Source organism: Micromonospora sp. WMMD964 (genome assembly GCF_029581455.1).
Lineage (GTDB): Bacteria > Actinomycetota > Actinomycetes > Mycobacteriales > Micromonosporaceae > Micromonospora.
Map to the genome: position 1 here is coordinate 1073449 of NZ_CP120860.1, position 21320 is coordinate 1094768.

Here is a 21320-nt window from a genome sequence, read left to right on the forward strand (position 1 = left end):
TACCCGCTCGCCGGGTGCGGGGTTCGGCGTTCCCCGGGCTGTTTTTCCTGGCCCCGCCACCTCGCCGCCCCGGAGCGCATAGCCTCAAGCGAGGCCGCCCGGCCAGCCAGCGTCGTGCAGAGGGGGTCGTGCGTGCGTCCGATCCGACCCGGTGACCGGGGACCAGCGGTCACGGAGATCCGTACCATCCTTCTCAGCCTCGACCTCCTCGCCGCCGCCGGAACGCACGCCGACGAGTTCGACCTCGACACCGAGCGGGCGGTCCGCGCCTTCCAGCAGTCCCGTGGGCTCAGCGTGGACGGCCGGGTCGGTGCGGAGACCTGGCGCGCCCTGGACGCCGCCCGGTGGCGGCTCGGCGCCCGCACCCTCTACCACGCCGTCCCCGAGCCGCTCACCGGCGAGGACGTCCGATCGCTCCAGGAACGGCTACTGGAGATGGGGTACGACGTGGGCCGGGCGGACTCCATCTACGGCATCCGGACCGCCCGCGCGGTCGCCCAGTTCCAGCGCGAGGTGGGGCTCACCCCCGACGGCGCCTGCGGCCCACACACGATGAACGCGCTGCGCCGGATCGGCCGCAAGGTGGTCGGTGGCCGCCCGCAGTGGCTCCGCGAGTCCGACGCGATCCGGCAGTCCGGGCCCGCGCTGGTCGGCAAGACGGTGGTCATCGACCCCGGGCACGGGGGCACCGACCCCGGGATGGTGGTGCCCGACGGTTCGCTTCGCTGGACCGAGGCGGACCTGGTGCACGACCTGGCCAGCCGGCTGGAGGGACGACTCGCCGCGTCGGGGGTGCGGGTGCAGCTCACCAGGGGGCCGTCACCGGACAGCTGCCTACCGGACACCGAGAGGGCTCTGCTGGCCAACTCACTCGGTGCCGACGTGTTCATCTCACTGCACCTGGACGGCCACGCCAACCCGGACGCGGAGGGCGTCGCGACGTACCACTACGGCACCGACAACGGGGTGACCTCGGCGACCGGTGAACGCCTGGCCGGTCTCGTGCAGCGGGAGATCGTCGCACGGACCGGGCTGCGGGACTGCCGTACCCACGCCAAGACCTGGGAGCTGCTACGACTGACCCGGATGCCCGCCGTCCGGGTCGAGGTCGGCTACCTCACCTCACCCACGGACCGCGCCCAACTGGTCGACCCGCGGTTCCGGGACCGGGTGGTGGAGGCGATCGTGGCCGCGGTGCAGCGGATGTACTACCCGATCGAACGGGACGTCCCGACCGGCTCGCTGGACGTCAGTGAGCTGCGGGCGGTCGTGACCGCCGGCACGGTGGTCGACTGATCGTCGCCCGGCTCAGCCGTTGGTGGAACGGGTCGCCGGGGCGGGACGAACCGGCCGGAGCAGGGTCTCCGGACTCATCGAGCCGAGCAGCTTCTCCAGCGCGTACTCGACGTCGGACTTCCAGCTCAGCGCGGTGCGCAACTCGAGACGCAGCCGGGGGAAGCGCGGGTGCGGGCGTACCGTCTTGAACCCCACCGACAGGAAGAAGTCGACAGGTGCCACACAGCCACCCGACGGATCGTCGGCGTCACCGAACTTGGCGTCACCGAACGCCTCGATGGCCTTGATCCCCCGCTTGGTCAGGTCCCGGGCGACGCCCTGCACCAGCATCCGGCCCAGCCCGCCACCGGCGAACGCGGCGACCACGTTGGCAGTCATCAGCAGTGCCGCGTCGGCGGAGACCGGTGACGTCGGGAACGCCATCGAGCGGGGCACGTAGGCGGGCGGGGCGTACATCACGAAACCGGCCGGCATGCCGTCGACGTAGGCGAGCTTGCCGCAGGAGCCCCACTCCAACAGGGTCTGGGAGACCCACGCCTCCTTCTCCAGGCCCGGATCACCAGCGGCGCAGGCCCGGTCGGCGGAGACCGGGTCGAGCTCCCAGTAGACGCACTGCCGGCACGGGCTGGGCAGGTCTTCCAACGTGTCGAGGGTCAGGCTGACCAGACGTCGCGACATATGGCGCATCCCCACAATAGGCTCGGTGGTGAGACCGGCATGGAACGACAGCGCCGCCTTCCTGCCCCCGACGAGCGATCGTACGCCGCCGATCGGCGATCCGGGAGGGGACGCGCAGATGCCCACCTCACCGGGGGACGCCGAGGGAGGGTCCGCCATGTGGTCGATCCGTCTCGGCGCCCCGGCAGCCGGGCCCTGAAGGATTAGGATCGACAATCGGCACCCCGCGCCGCCATGGTCACCGGCGGGTGGGGTACCCGGGGCGGGAGCCACCCGAGCAGCGATCGAGGTGAGGTCATGACCGGCACGACGCTCGACGACTACACCGACCGGTACGCCCGGCGGGTACGCGGGATGACCGCCTCGGAGATCCGAGCACTGTTCGCGGTGGCCAGCCGCCCGGAGGTCGTCTCGCTCGCCGGTGGTGCTCCCTACATCGCCGCGCTGCCGCTGGACGCGGTCGGCGAGATGCTCGGCCGGCTCGGCTCCGAGCACGGGGTGAGCACCCTTCAGTACGGCATCGGCCAGGGCACACTCGAGCTGCGCGAGCGGATCTGCGAGGTGATGGCGCTCTCCGGCATCGACGCCGCGTGCGGCGCCTCCCCGGAGGACGTGGTGGTCACCGTGGGCGGGCAGCAGGCGCTCGACCTGGTGGCCCGGCTCTTCCTCGACCCGGGTGACGTCGTGCTCGCCGAAGGGCCGACGTACGTCGGTGCGCTGGGCGTGTTCCAGGCCGCCCAGGCGCAGGTCGTGCACGTACCGATGGACGCGGACGGGCTCGTCCCCGAGGCGCTGGAAGCCGCCATCGCCGATCTCGCCCGGGCCGGACGCCGGGTGAAGTTCCTCTACACGATCCCGACCTACCAGAACCCGACCGGTGTGACGCTCAGCGAGGAGCGCCGAGAACGGGTGCTCGACATCTGCGAACGCGCCGGACTGCTCGTCGTCGAGGACGACCCGTACGGTCAGCTGGGTTTCGAGGGTGAGGCGCCGGCACCCCTGCGGGCCCGCCGCCGGGATGGTGTGTTCTACCTCAGCACCTTCTCCAAGACCTTCGCCCCCGGGCTGCGGGTCGGTTGGATCCTCGCCCCGCACGCGGTCCGCGACAAGCTGGTCATCGCCAGCGAAGCGCAGATCCTCTGCCCCAGCGGCTACGCCCAGGCGGCCGTGTCCACCTACCTGGGCACGATGCCGTGGCGGCAGCAGCTCAAGGTCTATCGCGAGGTCTACCGGGAACGCCGGGACGCCCTGCTCGACGCGATGACCGACCTGATGCCCGAGGGCACCAGCTGGACCACCCCGACCGGCGGTCTCTTCGTGTGGGCCACCCTGCCCGACGGGCTCGATTCCAAGGCCATGATGCCGCGAGCGATCGCCGCCCGGGTCGCCTACGTGCCCGGCACCGGCTTCTACGCCGACGGCACCGGCACCGGCGCGATGCGCCTCAACTTCAGCTTCCCGCCGCCGGAGCGGATCCGCGAGGGCGTCCGCCGGCTGTCCGGCGTGATGGAGCAGGAGATGGCGATGCGCCGGGTCTTCGGCGCCGTGGGCGGTGCCACCGGCCGGCGCGGCCGGGCCGGTTCCGACGTGCCAGGGCCCGACTTGGCATGATGCCGGCATGGGTACGACCGCCGCTGAGCGCCTCCTCGTGACTGATTCCGCAGCCCCGCCCGACCTGCGCGTCGTGGTGCTCGCGGGCGGGCTCTCCTACGAGCGGGACGTGTCACTGCGCTCCGGCCGTCGGGTGCTCGACGCACTGCGTGCCGTCGGGTTGGAAGCCGAGTTGCGGGACGCCGACGTGGCGCTGCTACCGGCGCTCGCCGCAGATCCGCCGGACGCCGTGGTGATCGCACTGCACGGCGCCACCGGCGAGGACGGCTCGCTGCGGGGAGTCCTGGACCTCTGCGACATCCCGTACGTCGGCTGCGACGCCAGAGCCTCCCGACTCGCCTGGGACAAACCCTCGGCCAAGGCGGTGCTCCGCGAAGCCGGCATCCCCACCCCGGACTGGGTGGCACTCCCACACGATCGCTTCTCCGAACTCGGGGCGGTCGCCGTACTGGACCGGATCGTCGACCGGCTCGGCCTACCTCTGATGGTGAAGCCGGCGCAGGGCGGTTCCGGGCTCGGGGGCGCGGTGGTCCGGGACGCCGCGGCGCTGCCCGCCGCGATGGTCGGATGCTTCTCGTACGACTCCACCGCGCTGGTGGAGAGGTACGTGCCCGGCATGGACGTGGCGGTCTCCGTCGTCGACCTCGGTGACGGTCCGCAGGCTCTGCCGCCGGTGGAGATCGTGCCGCGCAACGGTGTGTACGACTACGCCGCCCGCTACACGGCCGGACGCACCACCTGGCACGCTCCGGCCCGGCTCGACCCGGAGGTCTCCGCCACGGTCGCCGACGTGGCTCTCGCCGCGCACACCGCACTCGGACTGCGGGATCTCTCCCGGGTCGACGTGATCGTGGACGCGGCCGGGCAGCCACACGTGCTGGAGGTCAACGTCTCGCCGGGCATGACCGAGACCTCGCTGCTGCCACTCGCCGTGCAGGCGGCGGGGCTGGATTTCGGCCGTCTCCTCGGCACCCTGGTCAGCCGCGCGGCGACCCGCCTCGCCGCCGCCTGATCGGTTCGCCGCCGCCTGATCGGTTCCGCCGCCCAGGCGCGGATCCGCCTGATCTGCTCGGCGGTGCAGGCGCGGATCCGTCGCCTGCTCTGTGGTCGGTCGAGTTCGCTGGGCCGTCGGACGGCCACGCGTGCCCGCCTTCCTGGGCGGGCACGCTGCCCCTTCCTGGCGGTGACCCCGTTACCGGCGACCCTCAGTGGCGTCGTCGGTGGCACCGTCATCCGGGTTCTCATCCGGTTCGCCGAGGACCGACCGTGCGTTGACTGGCGCTTCCACCGTGCCGGCGATTCCGGGTGCTGAGGTGCGGGGCGTCGGGATGCCCGACGTCGGGCTGCCGAAGGCTGGAGTGGTCGGCGTCGGTGTGTCGGAGGACGCGCCCTCCGAGGCGTTGTCGGTGGATCCCGGAGCATCGGATCGGCCCGCCGGATCGATGCGGAGTGCGGCTGCGCCAGCCTCGGTGTCCCCGCCGAGCCCGGTCCTGTCGGCCTCGGTGTCCCCGCCGAGCCCGATGGCGCGGGCCTCAGTGTCCCCGCCGAGCGCTACCGCGTCGAGGGCTGGGCTGCTGGCGCCCTGGGCCGGCATGACGACGTCGGCGGCCGGATCCGGTGCCGGCTCGGGTATCTCCTCCGCCGCCTCGATGACCGAGGCAGCCGCTTCCGCAGCGGCCTCGACAGCAGCGGCATCCGCAGCAGCCGATTGGGCCGTCAGGCTGGACGGTGCCTGCCACTGGATGCGGGGCGGCTCGGCGAGCGGGCGGCCACCGAACTCGGCGAGCCAGGCGGCGACGAGCGCCAGATTCTCCCGCCACTGGGTCTCGGAGATCGGCGGCAGGATCGAGTCCCACAGGGACAGGAAGGTGCCTCGCAACTGAAGGCGGCCATACGGTCGGGCGAGGAACCACATGTGCAGGTGGGCTGAGCCGTCGCCCCACCGGTTGACGTGCACACGCGCCACGCCGTCGAGGGACCGGATGGCCCTCTCCAGACGGACGGTCATCACACCCAGCTCGGCAGCCAGAAGGTTCGGAAGGTCGCCCAGGTCGAGGTGAGTTCGCGATTCCAGGATGAGCACCATGGGCAGCCCGGTCGGCCGGTCCATGGCACGGACCCGCCAACGCTCTCCCACCCAGATGTAGGCGTCGTCCGGCGCGCTGCAGGCTGTGCATTCCCGGAGACCTTCGCCTTTCCGAGGCGGTTCGACCGGGACCGGGTCATCGAGTTGCTTCACGTAGAGGTCACCCTCGAAGGGGAACGACGGCCACTGGGTGAAGTCCGGCACTGAGGGAGGGGTGTCGTGCACGACGCTGACCCTAACCGAGTCTGGCACCCGTGTCCCTACCTGAACGACTGGTCCCGACAGAGCGGATCGGGACCGGCCGTAGGCCCGGTACGTCGGGCGGCCGACCTCCCGGTCGAGCGGTATCCACAGGCTGCCGAGATCACGAATACAGGCCGTCATCCACAGGCCCGCACCCCCTCCCACGCGCTGTTTCACGTGAAACAACGCGTGCCTGTGGAAAACCGGTGTGGATAACTTTTCCGCCCGTGGGTCGTTGTCGGCGGGCCGTCGAAGCGGGCCGAGGGGACGGGTCGTCGCAGCCCGCTGTGCTGCGTAATCCTTGCCCTCGTGGAGGTTTCCGAACGCCGACCGCGCCCCTCGACCGATCACCGTCAGGACGGTCGACCGAAGGTACGCAGAGATCCTGCGGACGCAGTGCCCGGCACGTTTTCCACAGGGCTGGGGAGAGTGGGAGCTTCCCGACGTCGGTGGCCTCTCTTTGGGGTGCACAGGGCCGGGGCGTCCCGCGGAACTGTGCGCTTCGACCGCGACCGCCGTGAGATAGGTCTGTGGTGCTGACGGGTCTGTGGTGCTGACGGGTCTGTGGTGCTGACGCGGTCTTCCTAGGGAGTGGGTCGCCGCACATCCGCGTCGTTGCGGAAGCCCGGAAGGTGGAGGGCCCACCGGCCGGCCGGTCCCGCACATCCGCTTCCCTTCACAGAGTCGAGCCGCTCCAGATGCGTCGCCCCGTACGCCAGGGCAGTCGGCGTTCCCGGCCGCGCTCATCGGCCAGATCCGCCGATGCTGTTGGGCGAGGAGTCTCGGCACTCTGTCCGCGTGGGTTGGCAGTGAGGGGGCGCTGTTTCACGTGAAACGGAGACTGCCGACGCACGTGAGTCCTTGGGATGGTTCATGGGGTGCTTGCGCGCCGCTGAGTGGCCCGCTGCGGCCCCAAGAACGGCCGGGGGTGGCTGCGGTCGACCAAGCCGCACGGCGAGCCGTTTCGGCGCTCCTGGGCGATCCGGCCACCAGAGTGCCGCCGCGCTCCGAGGCGATCAACACGGGTTCCCGGAAGTAGGGGTATCGAGGGTGTCGGGATACCCCCACTTCACCGAACTCGAGTCGATCACCCCTACCGACGAACGGGCGCAGCCAATCAGCCGGAGCGGCCACACCTGACGCACCGGAAAGCAACTGGCGGCACCCAACGGTTCCCCGCCGTTACCGGGCAGAGGTGGCGCGGAGTCCGCCTGCAGGCCGCCCGGCCGAAAAACCCCGAACGCCCGCCCTCGGCCCGCCCGACTCGTAGGCCCTCTGCAGCACGGCCGAGAGTGCGCGGATCGGTCTGGCGGCTGGTCGCGGCGCCACCCGCAGGCACTCCCCTCGGGGGTTCCGACACTGCATGCCTTGGCAGCCGCGCACCCTCGCCACCCCGCACCCTCGCTACCCCGCACGCCCGCCCCCGCACGCCCGCCCCCGGCACGCCTCCCCGCCCGCACGCCTGCCCCGCCCGCACGCCCGCCCCCGCACGCCTGCCCGGCACTCCTGCCCCGCTCGCACGCCTGCCCGGCACGCCTGCCCCGCCCGCACGCCCGCCCCCGCACGCCCGCCCCGCCCGCACGCCCGCCCCCGCACGCCTGCCCGGCACTCCTGCCCCGCCCGCACGCCTGTCCGCGCACGCTCCGCACGCGACCTCCGAGTCCGCAGCCCTCACGAGGCCCACAAGCACCGCGAGGCCCACAAGCACCGCACAGAGCGCGCGCCGCTGTATCCATCCCCCAGAAAAGCACCGGTATCGCTTCTGCTGTGGATCCCGCCGCCGCCTCGACAAAGCCGACGGCACCGTGATCGCACGGACAGCGACCGGTTTCACGTGAAACGGCGATGGAAACAGAACGGCCGCGCACCCCGATGGGTGGCGCGGCCGTCAGCGAGAGGAGGGGTCAGCCCTCGCCCTCCTGCTGCACACCGATGATCCCGACGATCCGCTCCAGGTCGTCCACTGTCGCGAACTCAATCGTGATCTTTCCTTTGCTCCGACCGATGTCCACCTTCACGCGGGTGTCGAAGCGGTCGGAGAGCCGGTCAGCGAGATCGTTCAGCGCCGGCGCGTGTGCCTTGGGTCGACGCTTCGCCGCTTGGCTCTTGGCCGACCCGTCGTTGAGTGTCAGCGCCACGATCTCCTCGGTGGCCCGGACCGACAGGCCCTCGGCCACGATGCGCAACGCCAGCTGTTCCTGTGCCTCTGCCTCGTCCAGGCTCAGCAGTGCACGGGCATGGCCGGCCGACAGAATTCCCGCTGCCACTCGACGCTGCACCTGAGCCGGCAGGTTCAACAGCCGGATCGTGTTGGAGATCTGTGGGCGACTCCGACCGATCCGGCGGGCCAGCTCCTCGTGGGTCGCCCCGAACTCCTCCAGCAACTGCTGGTAGGCGGCGGCCTCTTCCAACGGGTTCAGGTTGGCCCGGTGGATGTTCTCGAGCAACGCGTCACGGAGCATGGCGTCGTCGCGGGTGTCCCGGACGATGGCCGGGATGTTCTCCCGCCCCACCGCTTGGGCGGCGCGCCAGCGCCGCTCACCCATGACGAGTTCGTACTTCTCGTCGTCGAGCTGACGGACGACGATGGGCTGGAGGAAACCGACCTCCTGGATCGAGGTCTTGAGTTCCTCCAGGGCCTCCTCGTCGAAGACCTGACGGGGCTGCTTCGGGTTAGGCAGGATCGCGTCGACCGGGATCTCGGCGAAGCGCGCTCCCGGCACCGGGCTGAGAGTGGGCTCCGGCTCGTGGACCGGCGCCCCGACGGGCACTGCGGGGACGGCTGCGGCAGCCACCTCCTCATGCTCGGTGGCCGGTTCAGCCGTCACGGCGCCGGCGGCACCCGGCTGCGGCCCGGTCGGGATCAGCGCCCCCAGGCCCCTACCCAGACCGCCCCGAGGACGGTTCTTCATGCCACGCCTCCCAGCGACTCGTCCGCACTACGCATTCCGGCCCACCGGCTCCTTGACGCCTCGCTCGGCGATCTCCTGGGCGGCCTCGAAGTAGCTCGTTGCGCCCCGCGAACCGGGATCGTAGGTCATCACCGACTGGCCGTAGCTCGGTGCCTCGGAGACCCGGACGTTGCGGGGGATGACCGCCTGGAGGACCTTGTCGCCGAAGTGGTTCCGGACATCCTGCTCGACGGCGTCGGCCAACCGGGTACGCCGGTCGTACATGGTCAGCAGGATCGTGGAGACGTCGAGCTTCGGGTTGAGGTGCTGGCGTACCAGGTTGATGTTGTTGATCAGCTGGTTGAGCCCTTCCAGGGCGTAGTACTCGCACTGGATCGGGATCAGCACCTCCTGCGCGGCCACCAGCGCGTTGACAGTGAGCAGGCCGAGCGACGGCGGGCAGTCGATGAAGACGTAGTCGAACTGGCCGGGGTAGGCGGCGATGGCACGGTCGAGACGCGACTCGCGGGCCACCACGGAGACCAGCTCGATCTCCGCACCGGCCAGGTCGATGGTGGCGGGTACGCACCACAGGTTGGGGATGCCCTCGACCGCCTGCGCCACCTCCACCAGAGGCACGCTGTTGATCAAGCAGTCGTAGACGTCCGGGATGCCGGTGTGGTGCGGGACGTTGAGCCCGGTCGAGGCGTTGCCCTGGGGGTCGAGGTCGACCACGAGCACCCGGTTGCCGTGCAGGGCGAGCGCCACCGCAAGGTTGACGGTGGTGGTGGTCTTACCCACGCCACCCTTCTGGTTGGCGACGCACATGACCCGGGTCCGGTCCGGTCGAGGCATGGTCACCTCGCCACTGGGATTCAGGATCTGCACGGCCCGCATCGCCTCCATAGCCAACGGTGGGTCATCCTCTTCGCGCGTCGGGGTTTCACGTGAAACGTACGTGGGGTCAGCGGCCACGGCTGCCAACGACTCGGTCGACGCGACAGGTGCTTCAGCGAACGTCGGCGCGGCATCCCGAGAGGCCGCTGCGGTGGGCTGGTGCGGGACCGCCGCTTCGAACCGAACCGCTGCGGCGGTGTTCCGGCGACCCACCACCTGCCGCACCTCGGCGACGTTCGCGGGTCGGCTCGACCCTTCCGCTGACCGACGGACACCCGCCGGGTCCCCGGTTTCCGGCCCGACTGGTTGATCAGCCGCAGCACCGTGCACTGCCGGCGCAACGCCGTCGGCAGGTCGGGTGGATGGGTCGGTCGCGCCGGGCGACCAGCTCGGGTAGTCGGTTTCACGTGAAACGGGATCGTTGCTCGCCCCGGTCACGTGTGGATCGTCGTACCTGCCGTCGTCATGCACCTGTCATCCCTGCCCGCTTCGGATGGTCGGTCCGCGCCCCGGTCAACTCGGCCGTGCCACGCTCGCAACCCGCGAACTGTACGGCCCTCGGGAGCGGTCGGAGACCCACGACGTCCACCGCCCGCTCCACACTATCGACGCGCGGCCAGCCTACGGCGGACGGGCGCGGCCGGTCCACGTCGGGTTCTCATCTCCTCGTCCATCCGTACCGGTACAACGAGGCAACCCACCAGCCGGAAGCCCGATGGCGCGAAGTGTCAGCGTCGGCGGGAGCGACCGGCCCGGGTGCGCTTACCAGCCGCGGGTCGAGGGCCGACCATCCGCTCCCGCACGATCTCCACGACGGTGGTGGGGGGATCGATCACGTCCACACCGCACAGGTGCACGGTCGGCTCGCCGCCGCCGAGGCGCGTCACCACCTCGGCGTGCTCCTCGATCTCCGCGGCGGCGGACGATCCTTTGAGCGCCAGCAGACGGCCGCCCCGAACGGCCAGGGGGAGACTCCAACCCGCCAGCCGGTCCAGTGGAGCGACGGCGCGTGCGGTCACCACGTCCCCGCTGATCGGGTCCCGACCGCTCGACCCGGTCGCCGCCTCGTCGGCCCGGCCGCGGAACACCCGCACCGACTTGGCCAGACCGAGTCGCTCGACGACCTCGATCAGGAACGACGTACGTCGGGCGAGGGGCTCGATCAGGGTGACAGTGAGATCGGGGCGGGCGATGGCCAGCACCAGTCCGGGCAGACCGGCGCCGGAGCCGACGTCGAGCACCGTCGCGCCGGACGGAATCCGCTCGGCGACCGCGGCGCAGTTGAGTAGATGGCGATCCCAGATGCGGGGTGCCTCTCGGGGACCGATCAGACCACGGACGACCCCGTCGGTCGCCAGCAGTTCGGCGTACGCGGCGGCCAGGTCGAGACGGTCACCGAAGAGGGTCAGCGCGGCCGGTGCCAACCCGGGTGGCAGGGCCGCGTCGCTCGGCGAGGGGGAAGTGCCCGGTTCAGTCGCGGCGGCGTCCGAAGTAGCCGGCCGGACAGGGGACGGCCCGGACGGCGTACCGCCCGGGCCGGACACGGCGTCAGCCGTGCTGTCGTCGTGGGTCACCCGGTCAGTCCACCGGCCGTACGACGATGCGCCGGTTCGGCTCCACACCCTCGGACTCGCTGGCCACGCCGGACATGGCGTTGACCACGTCGTGCACACACTTGCGCTCGAACGCGGACATCGCCTCGAGGCGGACCGGCTCGCCGTACTCCTTGACCTTCTCGACGGCGTTCTTGGCGACGGCGGCGAGTTCCTTGCGGCGGTTGGCCCGGTAGCCACCGACGTCGAGCAGCAGGCGGCTCGGCGTGCCGGTCTGCCGGAAGACGGCGAGGCGGGTCAACTCCTGGAGCGCCTCCAGGGTGGCCCCGCGCTGGCCGACCAGATTCTGCAGACGCTCACCGACCACCTCGACCATCGGGCGGCCGGCGGCGACCAACTCGTCGATGTCGCCGTCGTAGTCGAGGATGTCGAGCAGCCCCTCGACGTAGTCGGCAGCGATCTCGCTCTGCCGGAACAGGTCGCCCTCACCGACGGCCTTCTTCGACCGGGCACCGGTAGCGGGGGCGTCGGTGTCGTCGTCCTCGGTGTCGGTGTCGTCGCCGTCCACCTCGAGCGTCGCGGTCTCCTCCTCGTCCAGGGGCTGCTCGGTGCGGGGGATGCTGGTCTCGGTCACGGTCTCATCTCCGTACTCGCTCGGCCGGACCCTCGGTCCGACTGGTTTCCCGGGGCCGGCGGGAGGTCGCCGGTGCCCGCGGGCACGTCTGTACGGGCAGTGTCGCCCGTGGCCGCGCGGCGCGCGGTCGGTTCCCACCGGCGCCGACCATCCGGCGGCTGCACGGTGTGGAACGGGCCGCCGTCGGATCACCGGCGGCGGCCCTTGTGGGTCAGCCCTGCCGCTTGGCGGGGCGACCCTTCTTCGGGTTGTTCACCGGCTTGGCGCCCGGCTTCGGCCCGGCCACCTTGGGAGCGGCGGCCTTGACCGGCGCCGGCGGAGCCGTCTTACCCCGACCGAACAGGCCGCCGGTCTTGGCGGGCTGCACCGGGTTGCGGCTGGCGGCGGGTGCCACCGCCTTCTTGGCGGTCACCGGCGGCGGGAACTTGCGCAGCACCCACTGCTGCTGGCCCAGGGTGAACAGGTTGTTGGTGACCCAGTAGATGATCACACCGATCGGGAAGATCGCGCCGGAGATCAGCAGCGACGCGGGGATGCCGTAGAGCATCAGTCGCTGGATCATCCGCTGCTGCGGGTCCTCGGCCCAACCGGTCTTGAGGATCATCTGACGGCTGGTCAGGTAGGTGGTCGCGATCATGACCAGGACCAGGACACCGGCGATGACCTTGACGGTGGTGCCGTTGGCACCGAGGCTGGCCAGCTCGTCGGCGGTGGAGCCGAACTTTCCGGCGATCGGGGCGGTGAAGAGCTTCGCCTGCGAGGCGCTCTGGAACTGGTCGGCGGTCCAGCCGTACAGCGTCTGGTTCTGCTTGTCCGGGTCGAGGCGGCGCAGCACGTGGAAGAGGCCGAGGAAGACCGGGATCTGAAGGAACATCGGAAGGCAACCCATCAGCGGGTTGGCCTTCTCCTTCTTGTACAGCTCCATCATTTCTTTCTGGAGCGTCTCCCGGTCACCCTTGTGCTTCTCCTGAAGCTCCTTGACCTTGGGCTGGAGCGCCTGCATCGCCCGCTGCGACTTGATCTGCTTGACGAAGACGGGGAACAGGATCACCCGGACGGTGACGACCAGGAAGATGATCGCCAGGATCCAGGCGAAGTTGGTGCCGATCACCGCGCCGACCGGCACCCCGATGGCGTCCCAGGCAGAGTGCCAGGTCAGCAGGATCCACGAAATCGCGTAGTAGATCCAGTCGAGACTCAATTCGGGGCTCCAGTCACATCAGCACGGCGGCGGCCGCCCGGCTCCGGTACCGGGTCATGTCCACCAGGGTGAAAGGGGTGGCAGCGCAACAGCCGCCGGACCGCCAGGACGGCTCCCCGGAGCGCGCCGTGCCGCACGACCGCCTCCTGGGCGTACGCACTGCACGACGGGTAGAACCGACAGCGGGCCGGCAGTGCCGGACTTATCCACCGACGGTACGCGATGATGGGCGCGATCAGCACCTTGGCACCTGTTGTCGACGGGCGTGGGCTGGTCTGCCCGGTGCCGTTCATCGGTGCCGCCGCTCGCGGGGTGACCGGGCGACCGCGAGGGCGGCGTCCAGGTCGGTGGCGAGTCGGGGGTACGACGCCTGCGCCGCCGCGGGCAGCGCCCGGACGACGAGGGTGCTGCCGGGCGGCAGGTCGACCAGCCGTTCCCGGACCAGCGCACGCAGTCGACGACGGACCCGGTTACGGGTCACCGCGTTACCGACGGCCTTGGACACGACGAAGCCGGCACGGGACGCCACGGAGATCAGCTCCGCGTTGTCGTCCCGCACCGGCTGCGGCGAGGTCGGTGTGCTGGGGTCGGCGTTCACCGGCATGGTCAGGTGGACCACGACGGCACCACGCCCGGCGCGCCGGCCACCACGGACCGCTGCGGCGAAGTCAGTGCTGCGCCGCAGTCGCTGTGCGGCGGCCAGCACGACTGCCCACGTCCCCTGGACCGGCCCGGTCGGCTCAGGCCGACAGGGTGGTGCGACCCTTGGCGCGACGGCTCGAGAGGATGGCACGGCCGGCACGGGTGCGCATGCGCAGCCGGAAGCCGTGGGTCTTCGCGCGCCGGCGGTTGTTCGGCTGGTAGGTGCGCTTGCTCACGTCAGGCTCTCCGTTTTCGTACGCGCCCCGTACGACGGAATCGCCGGGGTCGTGTGGTGGTCCAGGCCACCTCGACGGTGGCCCACGATCGGTGCTGTCCGGCGGAGCGGGACCTCGGCGGTGCGGGGATGCGACCGTGGACAGCAAGCACCCATCACCCTAGCAGAGGGCGTGAAAGCAGCCGTTCCAGCCTACGCAGGGGGGCAATGACCGTCAAACACCCCGAGCAGTACGAGAACGGGACGCGCCCGAGGCCGGAGGGTGGTTTTCGCTGATGCCGAGAAGGCCCCCGCCGCGTCGCCGGTTGATGGCGCAGGGACAACGCTGTTACCGTGCCCGATTGCGGTGAGCGTCGGAAGCTCCGGTCGTCGCAGAGGCAAGACCGGACAAGGTAGTGAATCGTTCGGCACGGTGAACCCGCTTCAGCGCCCGTTCAGGCAGGGGGCAGGTCCCACCCGCGGCCGGCGGCGGCCACAATCGGTCGGTACACAGGCTGTGGATAACTTGTGGACGACCATCGGTCGACCGTCAGGTGGGTGTTGTTCCACCCGCGAACGCGGCGGGCCCGGGACGGCCGGCTGGCAGACAGCGGCGGCCGGGAGCAGAGGCGAGGGGGTGGCACGACGGTGGCCGGTACGACCGACCTTGCCGCAGTGTGGTTAGCGGCGACCGACGAGCTGGCCGACGAGATCATCTCCGCTCAGCAGCGTGCCTACCTCCGGTTGACCCGGCTGCGGGCGATCGTCGAGGACACTGCTCTGCTCTCCGTTCCGGACGCGTTCACCCGCGACGTGATCGAATCCCGGCTCCGACCGGCGATCACCGAGGCGCTCACCCGCCGACTGGGTCGGCCGATCCAGGTCGCGGTCACCGTCCGGGTCGCCGAGGACGCCGCGGGCCGACCCGCCGGCACCGTCTACCGCAGCACCCCGGAGACCGGGCCGTTCGACGTCGACGGCCCGGCCGCCGAACCCTTCGGTGACGACCAGGGCGCTCGGCCGTCCGCCGACCCGATGATCCCCGAGCAGACCCACGCGGGGCACGCGCCGGAGCCGGCCGCTCCACCGGCGCCCACGGGTCCACCGCTCGCACCGGCCGTCGACGTGCACCGTCCCGGGATGATCCCCGCCAGCAGGGACGGGCAGGAGGCGTTGTTCAGCGCAACCTTCGCTGAGCCGATGCGTACCCCCCGGCCGGGGCCCGACCGGCGTGGCTACGACGAGCAGGCCGCTCGGCTGGACCCGCCGGGCCCGGACACCCGGCCCTACGAGCCCCGCTACCGGGAAGAGGCGGCGTCTCCGCGCGACCAGCACGTGATCCGCGCGCTTCCCCGGGACACCGGCACGGACAGCGGCCCGGGCCGCAGCGGCGTGGACCACCGCCCGGGTGGTCGTGACGAGCGCCGGTTGCCCGGTGCCGACGCCGGCGGCAACCGGCTGAACCCGAAGTACATGTTCGAGACGTTCGTCATCGGATCGTCCAACCGCTTCGCGCACGCGGCGAGCGTGGCGGTCGCGGAGTCACCGGCGAAGGCGTACAACCCGCTCTTCATCTACGGTCACTCCGGTCTGGGCAAGACGCACCTGTTGCACGCCATCGGGCACTACGCCACGACCCTCGGCAACGCCCGCTCGGTCCGGTACGTCTCGACCGAGGAGTTCACCAACGACTTCATCAACTCCCTGCGGGACGACAAGACCAGCGCGTTCCAACGGCGCTACCGCGACGTCGACATCCTGTTGATCGACGACATCCAGTTCCTGGAGAACCGCGAGCGCACCCAGGAGGAGTTCTTCCACACCTTCAACACCCTGCACAACGCCAACAAGCAGATCGTGATCACCTCCGACCGGTCGCCGCGCCAGCTCGCCACCCTCGAGGACCGGATGCGAACCCGGTTCGAGTGGGGCCTGCTGGCGGACATCCAGCCGCCGGACCTGGAGACCCGCATCGCGATCCTGCAGAAGAAGGCGGCCCAGGAGCGGATGTACGCCCCGCCGGACGTGTTGGAGTTCATCGCCTCCCGGGTGTCCAACTCGATCCGGGAACTGGAGGGGGCGCTGATCCGGGTGACGGCGTTCGCCAGCCTGACCCGGTCGACGGTCGAGCTGTCCCTGGCCGAGGAGGTGCTCCGGGACTTCATGCCCGACGGCGCCGGGCCGGAGATCAACGCCGACCAGATCATGGCCTCGACGGCCGACTACTTCGGGGTGAGCCTGGAGGACCTGCGGGGCCAGTCCCGGTCCCGCGTGCTCGTCAACGCGCGCCAGGTCGCCATGTACCTGTGTCGGGAGTTGACCGAGCTGTCGCTGCCCCGGATCGGGCAGGCATTCGGTGGCCGGGACCACACCACGGTGATGCACGCCGACCGGAAGATCCGGCAGCAGATGGCGGAGCGCCGCTCGCTCTACAACCAGATCGCCGAGCTGACCAACCGGATCAAGCAGAACAGCTGAGGCGTACGCCGGCCGTCGGGACGGCGCACAGCCCGGGACACGCCCGGCCGGATCTCCGGCCGGGCGTACTTTTTCGGCTTCCGGCTGGACTCTCGACATGGTGTAGACCACAGGATCGAGGCCGTGACCGCCTCGACGTCCACTCGTTGTCCACAACTCGTTGTCCACCGCCGGTGGATAACTACGGTCCGTCCCCCGCCGGTTACCCACAGGCTGTGGAGAAACCCTGTGTACGAGGCTGTGGACGCCTGGGGACAACCGACAGGTTTTCCACCGGTGACCGACGACCTGTGTACGACCTGTTGAAGGTTCTGGGGATGACGGCAATGGTGATCTTCATCGTCGTCCACAGGCTTGGGGAGAAAGTCGGTGGATTACCGGTGGACAACCGGTGGATGACGGTGGACAACTGTGCACCGAGGGCGGGCTGTGGACACGCAGGCCGGTTGTACCCCTGGTTCTCCACAGCTAAATCACCGGTGGATAACCTGTCTGAGCTGCGCAGACCTGGCTTTTCCACAGTTTGCACAGGTGCGATGAAGACGATGAGTTATCTCTTCTAAGAGAACAAAAACCAATCATCACCGTTGGGCTTTCTGTGGATCGGGCCGAACGCTGCCGGATCAACCGGTCAGCATCGACACGATCCATGGGGTCGGGCGCACAGCCGATACCCCCGCGCCCTAAGGTGCGATGGGTACCCGCACGGTCGGGCGGGACGGTAGGCAGCGGTCGGCATGAGAGAGTTGTCGCTGACGTCGACGCGGAGGCATTGATGAAGTTCCGAGTGGAGCGCGACGCGCTCGCCGAGGCCGTGGCGTGGACCGCGAAGAGCCTGCCCAACCGGCCGTCCGTACCGGTGCTCGCCGGGGTCATGCTCCGGGTCACCGACGGCAACCTGAGGGTTTCCGGGTTCGACTACGAGGTCTCCAGCCAGGTGACCGTCGAGGTGCAGGGAGACGCCGACGGCGCCGCCCTCGTCTCCGGCCGCCTGCTCGCCGAGATCACCAAGGCGTTGCCGGCCAAGCCGGTCGACATCGCCGCGGTCGGCGCCCACCTCGAACTGGTCTGCGGCAGCGCCCGGTTCACCCTTCCCACCATGCCGGTGGAGGACTACCCGGCGCTGCCCGAGATGCCGCAGAGCGCCGGCACGGTGGACGCCGCCGCGTTCGCCACGGCGGTCTCCCAGGTGGCCATCGCGGCCGGGCGGGACGAGACCCTTCCGATGATGACCGGCGTTCGCGTCGAGCTTTCCGGCAGCACGCTGTCGATGCTCGCCACCGACCGCTACCGGTTGGCCCTGCGCGAGATCCAGTGGCGACCGGACGACCCCGACGTGAGCATCAACGCCCTGGTGCCGGCCCGCACCCTGAACGACACCGCCAAGGCGCTCGGCCCGCTGGGTGGCGAGGTCACCCTCGCGCTGGCCCAGGGTGCCGCAGGCGAGGGCATGGTCGGCCTGGCCGGTGGCACCCGACGTACCACCAGCCGTCTGCTCGACGGCGCCAACTACCCGCCGGTTCGGTCGCTCTTCCCGGCGGCCCACAACGCCGAGGCCCGGGTGCCGGTCAGCACCCTGATCGAGGTCGTCAAGCGGGTCGCGCTGGTCGCCGAGCGGACCACGCCGGTGCTGCTCAGTTTCAGTGCCGACGGCCTGGTCGTCGAGGCCGGCGGTTCCGAGGAGGCCCGCGCCAGCGAGGCCATGGAGGCCACCTTCACCGGCGACGCGCTGACCATCGGGTTCAACCCGCAGTACCTCATCGACGGCCTGGCAAACCTGGGCTCCCAGACGGCCGTCCTGTCGTTCGTCGACGCCTTCAAACCCGCCGTGATCTCCCCCGCCGGCGAGGATGGCGAGGTCATTCCCGGGTACCGGTACCTCATCATGCCGATCCGCGTCTCTCGCTGATCGCGCCCTGCAACACAGATCCACGGAGGTACAAACACATGCAGCTCGGCCTGGTAGGACTCGGCCGTATGGGCGGCAACATGCGGGAGAGGTTGCGCGCCGCTGGTCACGAAGTCGTCGGCTTCGACCACAACGCGCAGATCAGCGACGTCGCATCCCTCGCGGGCCTGGCGGAGAAGCTCGAGTCGCCGCGCGCGGTCTGGGTCATGGTGCCCGCCGGAGTCACCGACGCGACGATCGACGAGTTGGCCGCGGTGCTCGGCGAGGGCGACATCATCATCGACGGTGGCAACTCGCGGTTCAGCGACGACGCACCCCGGGCCGAGCGGCTCAACGAGCGGGGCATCGGCTACCTCGACGTCGGCGTCTCCGGCGGTGTCTGGGGTCGGCAGAACGGCTACGGGCTGATGGTCGGCGGCTCCCAGGAGCACGTCGACCGGCTGATGCCGATCTTCGACGCTCTCAAGCCGGAGGGCGAGTTCGGCTTCGTGCACGCCGGGCCGGTCGGTGCCGGGCACTACTCGAAGATGGTGCACAACGGCATCGAGTACGGCCTGATGCACGCCTACGCCGAGGGCTACGAGCTGATGGCGGCCTCCGAACTGGTGACCAACGTGCCGGGCGTCATCAAGTCCTGGCGGGAGGGCACCGTCGTCCGCTCCTGGCTGCTCGACCTGCTGGACCGGGCGCTCGACGAGGACCCGGAGCTGGCCGACCTGAGCGGCTACACCGAGGACACCGGCGAGGGCCGGTGGACGGTCGACGAGGCGGTCCGGCTGGCCGTCCCGCTGAACGTGATCACCGCTTCGCTGTTCGCCCGGTTCGCCTCACGACAGGACGACTCGCCCGCCATGAAGGCCGTCTCCGCGCTGCGTCAGCAGTTCGGTGGCCACGCCGTCCACAAGCGCTGAGCGAAATCCACACCCGGTGTACGTCCGACGGTTGGAACTGGTCGACTTCCGCTCGTACGAGCGGGTGGCCGTCGACCTCCAACCGGGGGCGAACGTCCTGATCGGCGCCAACGGCGTCGGCAAGACGAATCTCGTCGAGGCGTTGGGCTACGTGGCGACCCTGGACTCGCACCGGGTCGCCACCGACGCGCCACTCGTGCGGATGGGTGCCACGTCGGCGGTGATCCGCTGCGCGGTGGCGCACGACGGGCGAGAGCTTCTGGTCGAGTTGGAGATCGTGCCCGGGAAGGCCAACCGTGCCCGGCTGGGCCGGTCTCCGGCGCGGCGGGCCCGGGACGTGCTGGGCGCCCTGCGCCTCGTGCTCTTCGCCCCGGAGGACCTTGAGCTGGTCCGGGGCGACCCGGCCGAGCGCCGCCGCTACCTGGACGACCTGCTGGTCAGCCGCCAACCCCGGTACGCGGGTGTGCGGGCCGACTACGAGCGGGTGGTCAAGCAGCGCAACGCCCTGCTGCGCACCGCGTACCTGGCTCGCAAGACCGGTGGATCGCGGGGCGGCGACCTCGGCACCCTCGCCGTCTGGGACACCCACCTGGCCCAGCACGGCGCGGAGCTGCTCGCCGGCCGGTTGGAGCTGGTCGCCGCGCTCACCCCGCACGTCGCCAAGGCGTACGACGCGGTGGCCGCCGGTCGGGGCGCGGCCGGTATCGCCTACCGGCCCTCGATCGACCTGGCCGAGCCGACCACCGACCGGGCCGCGTTGGCGGAGGCACTGGCCGCGGGGCTGGCCGCGTCCCGCTCCGCCGAGATCGAACGGGGCACCACGCTCGTCGGCCCGCACCGCGACGAGCTGGCGTTGACTCTCGGGCCGCTACCCGCCAAGGGGTACGCCAGCCACGGCGAGTCGTGGTCGTTCGCGCTCGCGCTGCGGCTGGCCGGCTACGACCTGCTGCGGGCCGACGGCATCGAGCCGGTGCTGGTGCTCGACGACGTCTTCGCCGAGTTGGACACCGGCCGCCGGGAGCGGCTGGCGGAGCTGGTCGGTGGGGCGGGTCAACTGCTGGTCACCTGTGCGGTGGACGACGATGTGCCGGCTGCGCTGCGTGGCACCCGCTACCGGGTCGGCGAAGGGACGGTACGCCGTGTCGAATGAGTCAGGCGCCGACCGTCCCGAGGCGGGGCGGAGCGCGCGTACCCCGAAGGCGGAATCGGCGGGCGGTGAGCCGGCGGCGGCCGCGAGTGGGCCGGAGTTGGCTCGGGCGGTACTCGACGCGGCGTTGTCCAAGCGGCAGGCGGCGGCCCGCGCCCGGCGTACCCCCGGGGGTGCGGGCGGCGACGCTGCCGGCGGCTCGGGGCGGCGGTTGCGGGGTTACTCCGGCCCGGGCCCCGACCCCCGCGACCCGCAGCCGTTGGGTGCGGTGCTGAACCGGTTGGTGAAGGCGCGTGGCTGGCAGCAACCGGCGGCCGAGGCCACCGTGTTCGGCGCCTGGGAGCGGGTCGTCGGCGCGGAGGTGGCCCAGAACAGCCGCCCGGTCAAGCTGGAGAACGGTGAGCTGACCGTGGAGGCGCGGTCGACGGCCTGGGCCACCCAACTGCGGCTGCTGGCGGGTTCGCTGCTCAAGCAGATCGCCAGCGAGGTCGGCCACAACGTGGTGCGCAAGCTTCACATCCACGGGCCGGCCGCGCCGTCGTGGTCGAAGGGGCCGCGCCGGGTACGCGGGCGGGGCCCGCGAGACACGTACGGCTGACGGGATCTCAGCTCCGTCGGGCGGCCTCGCGGGCGGCCCGCTTGAGTTCGCGTTGCTCCCGGGTGTAGCGCTTGCGCTCGGCCAGGTCCCGCTTCCACGCCTCGCGGGCCTCGGCGGAGCCGCCCTGCACCGCGCCCTTCACCCCGTCGGCCGGGCCGGCGAGGTGCCGGAAGGCCCAGCGGAGGAGGCGACCTCCCTCGCCCGGAGCCCTGGTGACCGCGCCGTCCTTGCTCATCTGACTGCCCTCTCCCGCGTGTTCCACAGATGTTTGGCGCACCAACAGTTGGTGTACCAATGGTTGGTACGATAACCACCGTGCGTGGGGAGGGCA

At 70.7% G+C, this 21320-nt stretch carries 19 protein-coding genes; 8 read left to right on the forward strand and 11 right to left on the reverse strand.

What is annotated here, in order from left to right; all coding sequences use genetic code 11:
* Positions 1-132 precede the first annotated feature (132 nt).
* Positions 133-1296, forward strand: a complete 1164-nt coding sequence (locus O7616_RS05075; protein ID WP_282305803.1) for an N-acetylmuramoyl-L-alanine amidase — start codon at positions 133-135, stop codon at positions 1294-1296.
* 12 nt (positions 1297-1308) lie between these two features.
* Here the strand turns inward: O7616_RS05075 and O7616_RS05080 are convergent, their stop codons facing one another.
* Positions 1309-1974 carry a GNAT family N-acetyltransferase gene (locus O7616_RS05080; protein ID WP_088987047.1) on the reverse strand — a complete coding sequence of 222 codons (666 nt, stop codon included), beginning with the start codon at positions 1972-1974 and terminating at the stop codon, positions 1309-1311.
* A gap of 297 nt (positions 1975-2271) precedes the next feature.
* Between O7616_RS05080 and O7616_RS05085 the strand changes: the two genes are divergently transcribed.
* Both O7616_RS05085 and O7616_RS05090 read left to right on the forward strand, forming a co-directional pair.
* Positions 2272-3585 carry a PLP-dependent aminotransferase family protein gene (locus O7616_RS05085; RefSeq protein WP_282305804.1) on the forward strand — a complete coding sequence of 438 codons (1314 nt, stop codon included), beginning with the start codon at positions 2272-2274 and terminating at the stop codon, positions 3583-3585.
* A gap of 7 nt (positions 3586-3592) precedes the next feature.
* Positions 3593-4597 (forward strand): D-alanine--D-alanine ligase, encoded by a 1005-nt coding sequence (locus O7616_RS05090; RefSeq protein WP_282305805.1) that lies wholly within the window; start codon positions 3593-3595, stop codon positions 4595-4597.
* 180 nt (positions 4598-4777) lie between these two features.
* Here O7616_RS05090 and O7616_RS05095 read toward each other — a convergent pair whose 3' ends face one another.
* From O7616_RS05095 to rpmH, 9 genes are all read right to left on the reverse strand, one after another.
* On the reverse strand, positions 4778-5875 hold the full coding sequence (locus O7616_RS05095; RefSeq protein WP_282305806.1) for a hypothetical protein: 1098 nt from the start codon (positions 5873-5875) through the stop codon (positions 4778-4780).
* 1943 nt (positions 5876-7818) lie between these two features.
* On the reverse strand, positions 7819-8826 hold the full coding sequence (locus O7616_RS05100) for a ParB/RepB/Spo0J family partition protein (RefSeq protein ID WP_282305807.1): 1008 nt from the start codon (positions 8824-8826) through the stop codon (positions 7819-7821).
* A 27-nt stretch (positions 8827-8853) separates the two neighbouring features.
* Positions 8854-10173, reverse strand: coding sequence for an AAA family ATPase (locus tag O7616_RS05105; RefSeq protein WP_282305808.1), 1320 nt, complete (start codon positions 10171-10173; stop codon positions 8854-8856).
* 257 nt (positions 10174-10430) lie between these two features.
* Positions 10431-11276 carry a 16S rRNA (guanine(527)-N(7))-methyltransferase RsmG gene (gene rsmG / locus O7616_RS05110; RefSeq protein ID WP_282305809.1) on the reverse strand — a complete coding sequence of 282 codons (846 nt, stop codon included), beginning with the start codon at positions 11274-11276 and terminating at the stop codon, positions 10431-10433.
* Between the two features lie 4 nt (positions 11277-11280).
* Positions 11281-11889: a R3H domain-containing nucleic acid-binding protein gene (locus tag O7616_RS05115; protein WP_282305810.1), complete on the reverse strand. Its 609-nt coding sequence runs from the start codon at positions 11887-11889 to the stop codon at positions 11281-11283.
* Between the two features lie 211 nt (positions 11890-12100).
* Positions 12101-13090: a membrane protein insertase YidC gene (gene yidC / locus O7616_RS05120; RefSeq protein WP_282305811.1), complete on the reverse strand. Its 990-nt coding sequence runs from the start codon at positions 13088-13090 to the stop codon at positions 12101-12103.
* A complete protein-coding gene (gene yidD / locus O7616_RS05125) occupies positions 13087-13383 on the reverse strand; it encodes a membrane protein insertion efficiency factor YidD (protein ID WP_282305812.1) in 297 nt (98 codons plus the stop codon). The genes yidC and yidD overlap by 4 nt, the downstream gene beginning before the upstream one ends.
* Positions 13380-13796 carry a ribonuclease P protein component gene (gene rnpA / locus O7616_RS05130; protein WP_282305813.1) on the reverse strand — a complete coding sequence of 139 codons (417 nt, stop codon included), beginning with the start codon at positions 13794-13796 and terminating at the stop codon, positions 13380-13382. The genes yidD and rnpA overlap by 4 nt, the downstream gene beginning before the upstream one ends.
* Positions 13797-13830: 34 nt before the next feature.
* On the reverse strand, positions 13831-13968 hold the full coding sequence (gene rpmH, locus O7616_RS05135) for a 50S ribosomal protein L34 (RefSeq protein WP_007453904.1): 138 nt from the start codon (positions 13966-13968) through the stop codon (positions 13831-13833).
* A gap of 626 nt (positions 13969-14594) precedes the next feature.
* On the opposite strand from rpmH, the gene dnaA reads away from it, so the two are divergent.
* From dnaA to O7616_RS05160, 5 genes are all read left to right on the forward strand, one after another.
* A complete protein-coding gene (dnaA, locus tag O7616_RS05140) occupies positions 14595-16424 on the forward strand; it encodes a chromosomal replication initiator protein DnaA (RefSeq protein ID WP_282305814.1) in 1830 nt (609 codons plus the stop codon).
* Positions 16425-17199: 775 nt separating this feature from the next.
* Positions 17200-18333, forward strand: coding sequence for a DNA polymerase III subunit beta (dnaN, locus tag O7616_RS05145; protein WP_282263529.1), 1134 nt, complete (start codon positions 17200-17202; stop codon positions 18331-18333).
* Positions 18334-18371: 38 nt separating this feature from the next.
* Positions 18372-19244 (forward strand): phosphogluconate dehydrogenase (NAD(+)-dependent, decarboxylating), encoded by an 873-nt coding sequence (gene gnd, locus O7616_RS05150; protein WP_282263528.1) that lies wholly within the window; start codon positions 18372-18374, stop codon positions 19242-19244.
* Positions 19245-19260: 16 nt separating this feature from the next.
* Entirely contained in the window at positions 19261-20394 is a 1134-nt protein-coding gene (gene recF / locus O7616_RS05155) for a DNA replication/repair protein RecF (RefSeq protein WP_282305815.1), read from the forward strand.
* Positions 20384-20989 (forward strand): DciA family protein, encoded by a 606-nt coding sequence (locus O7616_RS05160; RefSeq protein ID WP_282263525.1) that lies wholly within the window; start codon positions 20384-20386, stop codon positions 20987-20989. The genes recF and O7616_RS05160 overlap by 11 nt, the downstream gene beginning before the upstream one ends.
* A 7-nt stretch (positions 20990-20996) precedes the next feature.
* Here O7616_RS05160 and O7616_RS05165 read toward each other — a convergent pair whose 3' ends face one another.
* The gene (locus O7616_RS05165) at positions 20997-21224 is read right to left on the reverse strand and encodes a hypothetical protein (RefSeq protein WP_282305816.1); all 228 of its coding nucleotides are present in this window, start codon (positions 21222-21224) and stop codon (positions 20997-20999) included.
* Between the last annotated feature and the right edge of the window lie 96 nt (positions 21225-21320).